Annotated in this window: 8 protein-coding genes and 2 pseudogenes; 7 read left to right on the top strand and 3 right to left on the bottom strand. The window is 69.2% G+C overall.

All coding sequences use genetic code 11. The features are described 5' to 3' along the window. Positions 1 to 259: 259 nt before the first annotated feature. On the bottom strand, positions 260 to 1,558 hold the full coding sequence (locus tag ABD993_RS27355) for a bifunctional 3,4-dihydroxy-2-butanone-4-phosphate synthase/GTP cyclohydrolase II (RefSeq protein WP_345424581.1): 1,299 nt from the start codon (positions 1,556 to 1,558) through the stop codon (positions 260 to 262). Between the two features lie 340 nt (positions 1,559 to 1,898). Continuing rightward, entirely contained in the window at positions 1,899 to 3,197 is a 1,299-nt protein-coding gene (locus ABD993_RS27360) for an LLM class flavin-dependent oxidoreductase (RefSeq protein WP_345424563.1), read from the bottom strand. A gap of 369 nt (positions 3,198 to 3,566) precedes the next feature. Here ABD993_RS27360 and ABD993_RS27365 point away from each other — a divergent pair, with 369 nt between their 5' ends. The 6 genes and pseudogenes from ABD993_RS27365 (at position 3,567) to ABD993_RS27390 (ending at position 9,720) form a co-directional block, all read left to right on the top strand. Next, positions 3,567 to 5,861, top strand: coding sequence for a CaiB/BaiF CoA-transferase family protein (locus ABD993_RS27365; RefSeq protein WP_345424566.1), 2,295 nt, complete (start codon positions 3,567 to 3,569; stop codon positions 5,859 to 5,861). After that, a complete protein-coding gene (locus ABD993_RS27370) occupies positions 5,755 to 6,816 on the top strand; it encodes an alpha/beta hydrolase (protein ID WP_345424569.1) in 1,062 nt (353 codons plus the stop codon). Before ABD993_RS27365 ends, ABD993_RS27370 begins: the two co-directional genes overlap by 107 nt. Then, positions 6,810 to 8,369 (top strand): class I adenylate-forming enzyme family protein, encoded by a 1,560-nt coding sequence (locus ABD993_RS27375; protein WP_345424572.1) that lies wholly within the window; start codon positions 6,810 to 6,812, stop codon positions 8,367 to 8,369. Before ABD993_RS27370 ends, ABD993_RS27375 begins: the two co-directional genes overlap by 7 nt. After that, complete coding sequence (locus ABD993_RS27380; RefSeq protein ID WP_345424575.1) at positions 8,366 to 9,130, top strand: SDR family NAD(P)-dependent oxidoreductase; 765 nt, start codon at positions 8,366 to 8,368, stop codon at positions 9,128 to 9,130. Before ABD993_RS27375 ends, ABD993_RS27380 begins: the two co-directional genes overlap by 4 nt. A gap of 40 nt (positions 9,131 to 9,170) precedes the next feature. Beyond that, positions 9,171 to 9,479, top strand: a pseudogene (locus ABD993_RS27385) (iron-containing alcohol dehydrogenase); the annotation flags it as partial. Between the two features lie 58 nt (positions 9,480 to 9,537). Then, a complete protein-coding gene (locus ABD993_RS27390; protein ID WP_345424583.1) occupies positions 9,538 to 9,720 on the top strand; it encodes a hypothetical protein in 183 nt (60 codons plus the stop codon). Positions 9,721 to 10,079: 359 nt separating this feature from the next. Here ABD993_RS27390 and ABD993_RS36950 read toward each other — a convergent pair. Continuing rightward, positions 10,080 to 10,181: pseudogene (locus ABD993_RS36950) on the bottom strand (tetratricopeptide repeat protein); the annotation flags it as partial. Between the two features lie 358 nt (positions 10,182 to 10,539). Here ABD993_RS36950 and ABD993_RS27395 point away from each other — a divergent pair. Beyond that, a partial coding sequence (locus ABD993_RS27395; protein ID WP_345424578.1) for a transposase occupies positions 10,540 to 10,844 on the top strand: 305 nt, incomplete at its 3' end.

Here is a 10,844-nt window from a genome sequence, read left to right on the forward strand (position 1 = left end):
CGTCGTCATGGTGTGCTGCTCCTCTGCTCTGAGCGATGTCGAGTTCTCTGGGGGGATCTCGCCGTCCGAAGGTCGGACCACAGCCAGCCGGACCCATGGCACCCACGGACCTCGCCACTGATTCGTCGTATGGGACCGAGCCGAATCCGCGCTCAGCGGAACGCCTCTCTAGCAGGGTGTCTCGGACGCCCTCACCCGTCGGAACTCCGCTACCTCCCCCTGACGGCAGGCCGACAACTCCGGCCTCGTTCACCCACACTCACCCGCTGATTGAACGGCCTTGGCCCTCGCCCACCTCGTCCTTGAGACTGAGGACGTGGCCCATGCGCTCCTGCTTGGTGCGCAGGTACCGCAGGTTGTGCGGGGAGGGGACCGCGGGCAGGCCCACCCGCCCGACGATCTCCAGCCCGTAGCCGTCGAGCCCGCCGTACTTGGCCGGGTTGTTGGTGATCAGCCGCAGCCGGGTGATGCCGAGGTCGGCGAGGATCTGGGCGCCCACGCCGTAGGAGCGGGAGTCGACGGGCAGGCCCTGGGCGGTGTTGGCGTCGACGGTGTCCAGCCCGCTCTCCTGCAGCGCGTAGGCGCGGATCTTGTGCGCCAGCCCGATCCCGCGGCCCTCGTGCCCGCGCAGGTAGACCACCGCCCCGGCGCCCTCGGCGGCGATCGCGCGCAGGGCCTGCTCGAGCTGGGCGCCGCAGTCGCAGCGCAGCGAGCCGATGATGTCGCCGGTCAGGCACTCGCTGTGCACCCGCACCAGCGCGCCCCGGGCGGTGCGGCTGGCCGCGACGGCGTCTCCGTGGACGAGGGCGAGGTGCTCGGTGCCGTCGAGGGTGGAGCGGTAGGCGACGGCGCGGAACTCGCCGAACACGGTCGGCATGGCGGAGGTGGCCACGTGCTCGACCAGCTGCTCGGTGGCCCGCCGGTGCTGGACGAGGTCGGCGATCGCGAGTACCGGCAGGTCGTGCTCGGCGGCGAAGGCGCGCAGCCGCTCGCCGCGGGCCATGGAGCCGTCGGCGTCGACGATCTCGCCGATCACCCCGACCGGCTCCTGCCCGGCGAGGCGCAGCAGGTCGACGGCGGCCTCGGTGTGCCCGGCACGGACGAGGACGCCGCCCTCGCGGGCCCGCAGCGGGAAGACGTGCCCGGGGCGGCGGAGGTCGTCCGGCCGGGTCGCGCCGTCGGTCAGCGCGCGCAGGGTCCGGGCGCGGTCGGCGGCGGACACCCCGGTGCCGGCGTCGCGGTGGTCGACGGTCACGGTGAAGGCCGTGCCGTGGGCGTCGGTGTTGTCGGTGACCATCTGCGGCAGGCCCAGGGCGTCGGCCCGCTCGGCGGGCATCGGCGCGCAGACGATCCCTGTGGTGTGCCGGACCACGAAGGCGAGCTGCTCGGCCGTCGCGAGGGCGGCGGGGAGGACGAGATCGCCCTCGTCCTCGCGGTCGGTGTCGTCGGTCACGATCACCATCCGGCCGGCGGCGAGCGCGGCCACGGCCCGCTGCACCGCCTCAGACCTGGGCGACGTGCGCTGGAAGGGCGCAGCTGGGGGTCCTGTTTCCTGCATCAGAAGTGTCACCGTCGACTCCTCACACCCTGTCGGCGCAGCCGAGCCGCGCCGCTACGAACTTCGAGCACAATCGATCGCTACCCAGGTCCCGGACGCTGTCCGACCACCTGTTTGATCCAGGAGACGCTGGCCTGAACCGCCGGAGCAACGCTCTGCCGACTCCGTGAGCTCCTCAGTGAGCACGCACCGGGACTCGATCGCCGGTCCGTCGACCGTGGTCACCCTAGCGGGGATCGAGGCCATCGCGTCGCGGAACTGCTGCTGGTCGAGGGCGGGCGAATCGGACATCTCATTCCTCTCCGACCTTAATCAAGTGCGGGAGCGATCGCGGTACCCATCAATTCGACGGCACTTCCAGAAGAGGCTCGAGGGGAGCCGGCCCGCCGCACTCGCGGTTGAGCACGGGCATGATGTCCTCGGCGAAGATCCGCATCTGCTCCTCGATCTCCTTGCCGGTCAGGCCAGGCGTCTCGAAGATCGGCAGCACGAGGTAGTCTTCGAAACCGGATTCGTAGTCGGCCATCAGGCCGTCGATGACCTGCTGCCGGCTGCCGTGGAGCATGAGGCCGTTCTGCTCGAAGAAGTCACCGGTGAAGCGCACACCGTGGGGAAGGTGCACGCCGCTGATCAGCGACTCCGCGATGTAGTTCGGGAAGTGGTAGAGACCGGCCCGACGCTCCGGGGTGATCTCCCCGATGTGCACGAAGCGGAGGAAGGAGATGCCCCGCTTGCGCTCGGAGTCCCAGCCCTTCCTGAAGGCACCCTTCTGGTGCCGGTCGGGCCAGCCGGCCTTCTCAGACTCCTCGTGGTAGGCCTCGATGGCCTCGCGGACCTGGTTGCCACCGGCGCCGAGGTGACACACGTTGTAGCCGCGGCGCGCCGCCGAGCGCACTGAGTTGGTGCTCAGCGCGGTCTGCCAGATCTGGGGATAGGGCTTCTGCAGTGGGTGGGGGTAGACAGACAGCTCCTTGAGGTAGCCCTGCCCGTCGCGCATTTCGACGATGTCGTCGAGAGTCCGCTCCAGGCCAGGCTGCGAGAAGTAGCCGTCGGTGATCCGGGACTGCCATGGCAGCCACTTCGGCGGGATGGAGTAGAAGTCGCCGTGATAGGAGAACGACGGCTCGGTCCACGCCTTGAGAATGATCTCCATGGCCTCGGCGAAGTAGGCGTGGCTGCGGTACTGATCGACGTCGGAGGATCCGTACACCTGGCCAAAAGGCTCGGTCTCGCGGGTGCCTCCTCCGCGTCCGACACCGAACTCCAATCGGCCGCCGGAGATGACGTCCAGAAGGCCCGCCTGCTCGGCGACGCGGAGCGGGTGGTGCCGGTGCAGGATGTTGGCCATCTGCCCGATGCGAATCTTCGAGGTGCGCATCGCGATCGCGGCGCCCGTCTGGAGCGGGTTGGGCGAGAACTCCGCGCCCTCGGGCTGGAAGTGATGTTCGGTCAGCCAGAAGTAGTGGAAGTCGAGCTCCTCGGCGAGGACTGCCTGGTCGATCTGTTGTCCGGCCACACGCTGGAACGACCGATGCACCGCGTCCATGTTGGAAGTGGTGTAGGTGATGTTCTTGTCGTCTGGCGAGGCGGTGATGGGGAGGTCGGTTCCCCCGTTGTGGAGACACGAATACTCGATCACGTGAATTCCATTCGTCCTGGAGTCGGCTGGTTCTGCTCCACGAACGTAATGTCGGCCACAGGGTGTGCACTGTCCGAAGTTCGCGGGGCCCTATCCACTGATCGCACGACCGTGTCGGGTTTCAACGCCTGTCCTCTGGCACCGCATTCGACGGCAACCGCGCGGTTCTGCTCGTCGCCGAGCTCCGCCGCCTCGCCGCCGGGGCTTCCACCGTCGAAGACCGGGATCGGCAGCGGGGACGAACCGCGATCAACGGATATTGTCGCGCGACCAGCGGACATCCGTGTCGTCCAGAGTGCCCTACCGTTTTCGATGAATCAGTCGTGTGACGCAGATCTCACGCCTGGTCCGGAAGGAAGGGGACAGCAGATGCCCGGCGCCCTCGACGGTGTTCGCGTCATCGACTTCGGCCAGTACATCGCGGGTCCGCTCGTCGCTGAGCTCCTGGCTCAGAACGGTGCGGACGTCGTCCACATCGACCCGCCGGGCGGTCCGCGGCTCACGGGGCTCCCCGACGCCTACCTCAACCGTGGTAAGCGCCGGATCATGCTCGACCTCCATACGGAGGAGGACGTCGACACCGCACACCGTCTTTGCGCGAGCGCCGACGTCGTGGTGGAGAACTTCCGCCCCGGGGTGATGGCGAGGCTGGGTCTGGGTGGCGCCGACCTGACCGGGGCGAATCCGGGCCTGGTCCACTGCTCGCTGCCCGGCTTCGCGGCCACCGACCCGCGCTCCGCACTCCCCGCGTGGGAGGGCGTCGTGCTGAGTGCGACCGCGGGATATCGCCGAGTGCGCGAGCACTGGGACTGGAAGGCACGGGTCCTCAACGAGGTCGACGACCCGAGTCGGCCACTGTTCACCGCCCTGCCCATCGCCTCGAACACCGCGGCCCTGCTGGGTGCCCTCCGGATCGTGAGCGCGCTCTACCGCCGCGAGCGCACCGGGAGGGGCGCGGTCCTCGAGGTACCGCTGGCCGAGGCGATGCTGGAGGTGGTCGGCTTCCACCTCGAGATGCCCGACTTCGTCGGCCCCCGCGAGGACCTACCCAAGGCGTTCCTCGGCTCCTTCCGCTGCTCCGACGGCGGCTACCTCGACCAGGTCCCTTATCCCCGCTCCGTCCGAAAGCTCCTGGAGGCCGCGGGCGAGTGGGACGCCTGGTGCGCCGCCGGGCTCTCCGACCTGACCAGGGCCTTCTTCGATCCCGAGGTCAAGCATGTCGCCGAGCGTCGGTTCACCGACCTCGTCCGCACCCGGCCGGCGGCATACTGGGAGAACCTCGTCCAGGAGCAGGGCAGCGCGGCGGCCCGGGTGCGCACCCCGCAGGAGTGGCTGAACAACGAGCACGCTCGCGAGTCGCGCACGGTCGTCGACCTCGAGGATCCGGAGTTCGGTCGACTCTCGATGGCGGGGATCGTCCTCGACCTCGGTGAGACCCCGACGAGGGTCGTCCCGCGCTCGCTGCCCGACGGTGACGCCGATGACGTGCTTGCCGTGCAGGACCGCCCCGCGCGGACCGCGGCGACCGGTACCGGACGCGCCGAGGCGCCGCTGGCCGGCGTGTCGGTCGTGGAGGTCTCGCAGGTCGTCGCGGGCCCGATCGCCGGACGCCTGCTCGCCGACCTGGGCGCTGACGTTGTCAAGATCGCCAACCCCGCGCCGGACGGCAACAACGGCTTCCACGGCTCCTACACCAACCGCGGCAAGCAGACGGCCCTCCTCGACGTCCAGGACCCCGACGACGTCGCCACCGTCCGCGCGGCCGTCGCAGCCAGCGACGTCCTGCTTCAGAACTACGCCTACGGCGCGATCGAGCGCTACGGACTGGGCTACGAGGAGCTGCGGAACGAGCGCCGCGATCTGGTGTACGTCTCGATGGGCGCCTACTCCCGCAGCGGGCCGTGGCGTCACCGCCGAGGTCATGAGAACCAGGCAGTCGCCGTCACTGGACTCTCGTCCCGGTACGGCGGAGAGGATGGGTGGCCGATGTACCAGCCGTACCTCATCTGTGACGTCGGCACGGGAATCATGGGGGCGTTCGGCGCGGTGCTAGGCCTTTACCACCGCGCCCGCACCGGCACCGGACAGCACATCAGCACCTCGCTCACCCACCTCGCCACACTCCACCAGGGGACGTACCTCTTCGCCGGTGACGACGCCGCCGACGCGCGGCTGCCCGAACCCTCGGGCCTCGACGCTCGCGGCTGGTCACCGCTGCAGCGCCTCTACCGCGCGGCCGACGGCTGGCTGTTCCTGGCCGTCGGACCCGACCAGCGCCCGGCCCTCCTGGAGGCACTCTTCGTCGATGATGCCGGTGAGGATCTCGTCGACGACCTGGGAGACCGGATCAGCGCCGTCCTGCGTCAGCACACCCGGTCGCACTGGGCCGCCTTCCTCGGTTCCCGCGGGATCGCGGCGCAGCCCGTGCGCGACATCGGCGACGTCGCCAACGACCCGGTCTGGCATGACCGCGGCGTCCTGCGTCACAGCCTGAACGGCGAGGGAAAGATCTCCCCCGTCCTGGGCGTCGGGTCACCCCCCTGGCCCGTCCCCGAGCATGTCCTCGACCACCCCGGCCCTCTCGGGGCACATACCGCAACCGTCCGCCGCCGCTACCTGGACGCGGCGTCCATCGGAAGGCAGACAAGCCATGCCCAGCCCTGAATCAGGTGCCCTCAAGGTCTTCTACGAGAAGACCGTCGCAGCGCTCATCGAGGCCCCCGAGATCGACCTGATGCTGCGTCGCGCCTGGCTCGATCAGGTGCATCACGTCACCGCAGAGCCGACCGGTGTCACCTACGCCGACGCCGACGCCGGTGGTCGCCCCGCGCTGTGGGCCGAGCCGGTAGCGGAGCCAGGCGATGGCGTGATCCTCTACTTCCACGGAGGCGGCTTCGTGCTCCAGAGCATCGCCAGTCACCGCAAGCTCGGCGGACATCTCGCCAAGGCCGCGAACCGGAGGGTGCTCCTCCTGGAGTACCGCCAGGCGCCGGAGTTTCCCTACCCGGCCCCCGTCGACGACGCCGAGGCTGCCTTCCGATGGCTGCTCGACCAGGGCTACTCCCCCGCCCAGATCGCGTTCGCCGGCGATTCCGCGGGCGCGTGCCTGGCATTGTCGACGGTCGTCCGGCTGCGTGACAACGACCTCGGGGTGCCGGTCGGCGTCGTCGGCTTCTCGCCGTGGCTCGACCTGGAGTCGCTGCCCGGCACCCTCGACAGCAACGCCGAGTACGACGTGCTCGCGCAGCGCCCGCTCTGTGAGGAGAGCGCGGCCGCCTACATCCAGGACACCGGCGCCGCAGCCGATGGGCGCGCCAATCCGCTGCACGCGGACCTGACCGGGTTCCCACCCGTCTACCTGACCGCAAGCGACAGCGAGTGCCTCTTCGACAACGGGGAGCGGTTCGCTCAGCGCGCTCGGGCCGCGGGCCTCGACGTCACCTTCGTCGTCGAGCACGGCCAGCAGCACGTCTACCAGTTCATGGCCGGCAGAGCGCCGGAAGCGGACCGGTCCGTGGCCGAGGCGGGCGCCTGGCTCGCCGCCCGGTTGAGCGCACCGGCACCTGTTCACACCGTGGACGGGTCGACCCCGGATCGGAGAGGAGAGGCACCATGCTGACAGGTCCCGCCCAGGTCCTCCCGCACACCGCTGCACGCTTCGCCGACAAGACCGCGCTGATCACGGCTGACCGCACGATGACCTTCGCCGATCTGGACGCCGCCAGCAGTCGCATCGCCGGTGCATTGCGCGCGCGGGGCATCGAGCCGGGACAGACGGTCTCGCTCTACTCCCAGAACCGGTGGGAGTGGCTCGTCGTCTACCACGGAGCCCTGAAGGCGGGCGCCGTGATCAACCCGATCAACGTCATGCTCACCACCGACGAGGTGGCCTACGTGCTGCGCGACTGCCGCTCGGCGGCGGTCTTCGTGGGGGAGGCACAGGCCTGCACGCTGGTGGAGGCGGTCAAGCGTGTCCCCCAGGTCTGCAGAGTCGTCGTGTTCGGCACGGCGGAGGTCGAGGGCGCAGAGACCTTCTCCGCTCTCCTCGACGGTCCCGAGGCCTTCGAGCTGACCGCTCCACGGTCCGGCGATGCCTGCACCATCAGCTACACCTCCGGCACGACCGGCCACCCCAAGGGCGCGGTACAGAGCAATCGTGCGGTCATCGCGAACTTCGGCCTGACCGCGACGATGCACGGCCGGACCGAGCACGACCTCGTCGTCACGGCCCTACCCGCTCCTCACGTCTACGGCAACGTCGCGATCAACTCGACCTGGCTGGTCGGCGGCACGGTCGTCCTGATGGAGCTCTTCGACGCCGCCCGCACTCTCGAGCTGATCGCCGAGCACCGCGCCACGATGTTCGAGGGCGTCCCTGCCATGTACGCCACGATGTTGGCCGCCCCCGCCCTCGCCGGCGCGGACCTCAGTTCGCTGACCCGGTCGACCGTCGGCGGCCAGACGATGCCGCTCAGTACCATCGAGCGGTGGGAGCAGCGGTCGAACGCCCCCCTGATCGAACTCTGGGGCATGACCGAGCTATCGGGCCTGGGGACCACACATCCGCTCCATGCACAGGGCCCCAAGGGCTCTATCGGCGTCGCGCTGCCCGGCGTCGAAGTGCGCCTGGCGGACCTGACAGACCCCACTCGGGACGCCGCCCCGGACGAGGACGGCGAACTGGTGGTCCGCGGGCCCATCGTCATGAAGGGCTACTTCAACAACGACGCGGCGACGCGCGAGGTGCTCGATGACGAAGGCTGGCTGCGCACCGGTGACGTCGCGCGTCGCGACGAGGACGGCTATCTCGTCGTGGTGGACCGACTCAAGGACATGATCATCACTGGTGGCTACAACATCTACCCGGCCGAGATCGAGCGGGTGGTCAGCGGGCATCCCGAGGTTGCCATGGTGGCAGTGGCGGGGGTTCCGGATCCGGTGAAGGGTGAGCTTGCGTGCGCCTACGTGATCCGCGTGAACGGGTCGCAGGTAACCGAGAGCGAGATTATTGCCTTCGCAGGTGAACATCTGGCTGCGTACAAACGTCCACGCATGGTGCGGTTCGTCAACGATCTCCCCAAGACGTCGAGCGGAAAGATCATGCGCCGCGAACTCATCAAGTCCACGACAGTCCCCGCTGATTCCTCCGGAAAGCAAGGATCGGATACATGAGCATCGGCGCGCGGTTTGAAGGCAGGGCCGCATTGATCACCGGCGGTGCCAGCGGCTTGGGCTTCTCCAGCGCCGTCAGGCTCGCCGAGGAAGGTGCCACCATCGGGATCCTCGACCTTAAGCAGGAAGCCGTGGATGCCGCCGTGGCACAGCTGCGCGAGCGGGGGGCCGCCGTTCACGGCTTTCACGCAGACGTCACCGACGAGGCGGCGGTGCACGGGGCAACATCCGAGTTCGCCGCGCGGGCCGGTTCACTCGACGTGCTCGTCGCGATGGCCGGTATCTACCCGTGGGTGAGCTTCGAGGACATGACTCAACAGATCTTCCGACAAGTCGTCGATGTCAACTTGACCGGCACCTTCACCTGTGCCCACGCTGCCTTCGATCACATGAAGCAGCAGGGCTACGGCCGGATCGTCACTTGTTCCTCGGGCACCGTACTTGCCGGCACGCTCGGTCAGTCGGCTTACATCTCAAGCAAAATGGGCGTCATCGGACTCACTCGCGTGCTGGCCATGGAAGGCGGCCCTGTCGGCGTGACCGCCAACTGCATCCTGCCCGGCCTGGTCGCCACCGACCAAGTCCTCAAGATGAGCGTGGACGTCGACGCGTTCTTCGACGAGATCATCGCTGAGCAGGCAGTCAAGCGGCGGGGGAAGCCGGCTGACATTTCCGAGGCCGTCGCCTACCTGGCCAGCGAGGAGGCAGGCTTCGTCAGCGGCCAAAGCCTCGCGGTCAGCGGCGGCCACCGATTCCTCTGAGCCGGACTCGCTGAACATGAACGCAGGGCGGTTCGGCCCCATGCACTTCACCCACGAATCCTCGGCGCAGCGGGTGATCTTCGCAGCTCACCAAGCCGCAGCAGCGGTCGCGGCGGAGCTCGACGCCCTCGGCGCCGCGAGAGTCATGCTGATCGCCTCCAAGCGAGGGCGGTCGGTAGCGGACGCCATCGCTCAGCGGATACCCGTCGTTCATCACCACGACGAGGTTGTGATGCACGTGCCTGTCGACGTGGCCGAGCGTGCTCGGGAGGCGGCTCTGACGGCCGGTGCCGACGCCGTGGTGTCAGTGGGAGGCGGGTCGACCATCGGGCTGGCGAAGGCAGTGGCCCTGACGACAGGGCTACCGATCGGCACTCCACTTCATCGCCGGCGCGGTGGTGTGCGTCTTGACCACCCACATCTTCGTCGGCGGTTCGCCGTACTTGGGCTCCGATTCGGTCTTCGGCGTCAAGGAGAGCTTGATTGCGGACTTCGCCGTGGTTGACGACGGCGACATGGCGGCCGAGCACGGAATGCCGGTGCCCGTCCGCCACGCGCACGTCGAGCTCCGGCTGCGGTCTGCCCGATGACCTGGCAGTTCGTCCACGACCAGCGGGTGGCCCGCGTCGTGTTCGGCCGCGGCGCGCTCGACACCGTTCGGCGACGAGGTCGATCGGCTCGGGGTGAAGCGCGTGCTGCTCATCGGCAGCCCGCGCCATGCCGATCGGGTGAGCACGCTGCTCGGCAAGTGTCTGGACGCGCAATGCCAGCGCCTCCGCCTCGTCGAGGACGGAGCGACGGGCGGCTCAGCAGCAGGAGGGCGTCGACTCGCACGTCGACCGGGCCGTGCTCGTGGGCTGCCGCCGCCAGTGAGCGGCGTCTTCCGGGCGGGCGTCCTCCAGCCCACGGTCGCGGCACCACCATCGCGGGCAGCCCGTCGGCGCCGTCGGCGGGGAACCTGCCGGAGTTCGGCCTCGGCCGCTGCCCAACGGCCGGCGCGGATGTGGACGCGGGCCAGCCGCACACGGGCCGCGGCTGCGCGCGGCGCGGCGTCGAGGAGTCGCCGACCATCGCGGCGGCCTCCTCGGTCTTGCCCGCAGACGTCAGGACCTCGGCGAGGAGCTCATCGACCGCGGTGGCGTCGTCGGACACCTCACGGGCACGACGCAGGATCGTCTCGGCGGACTGCCGGGCGCCCTGGCCGAGGTTGCGCCGGCCCGCCTCGAGCAACACCTCGGCCGCCGCGGTCCGGTCTCCCGCGGTCAGGGCGAGGTCGGCAGCGACGTCGCACCACGGCCCGTCGAGTTCGGGACACCAGCGCCGGAACCAGCCCCTACGACAGCTAGTACTGCAACGGCAGTTCGGCGTGTCGTGAGGGTTTAGCCTGGTCGGGCGGTGATGATCACCGTGTGGTTGATCTTGCCGGGTGGGTGGCTTCGTTGGACGCGGTGGTGGAGCTGATCGCTGGCCGGTTCCGCAGGGCCGAGCCACGTCGCCGGGTCGGGACCTACCTGCGCGGACTGCTGGCGGGCCTGGAGCGCAAGAACGGCTGGACGTTGGCCGAGCATGCGGGGGCGGTGTCGCCGGACGGGATGCAGCGGCTGCTGCGCACTGCGGACTGGGACGTCGACGGTGTCCGCGACGACCTGCGCGGTTACGTGATCGAGCACCTCGGCGACACCCCGTCCGGGGTGTTCGTGGTCGACGAGACCGG

The sequence above is a fragment of the Pseudonocardia xishanensis genome (assembly GCF_039541715.1).
Classification (GTDB): Bacteria; Actinomycetota; Actinomycetes; order Mycobacteriales; family Pseudonocardiaceae; genus Pseudonocardia; species Pseudonocardia xishanensis.

Coding starts and splice junctions, on each gene's coding strand:
- ABD993_RS27375 (WP_345424572.1), top strand. CDS start 6,810: ATGCTGACAGGTCCCGCCCAGGTCCTCCCGCACACCGCTGCACGCTTC.
- ABD993_RS27355 (WP_345424581.1), bottom strand. CDS start 1,558: ATGCAGGAAACAGGACCCCCAGCTGCGCCCTTCCAGCGCACGTCGCCC.
- ABD993_RS27370 (WP_345424569.1), top strand. CDS start 5,755: ATGTCCTCGACCACCCCGGCCCTCTCGGGGCACATACCGCAACCGTCC.
- ABD993_RS27365 (WP_345424566.1), top strand. CDS start 3,567: ATGCCCGGCGCCCTCGACGGTGTTCGCGTCATCGACTTCGGCCAGTAC.
- ABD993_RS27380 (WP_345424575.1), top strand. CDS start 8,366: ATGAGCATCGGCGCGCGGTTTGAAGGCAGGGCCGCATTGATCACCGGC.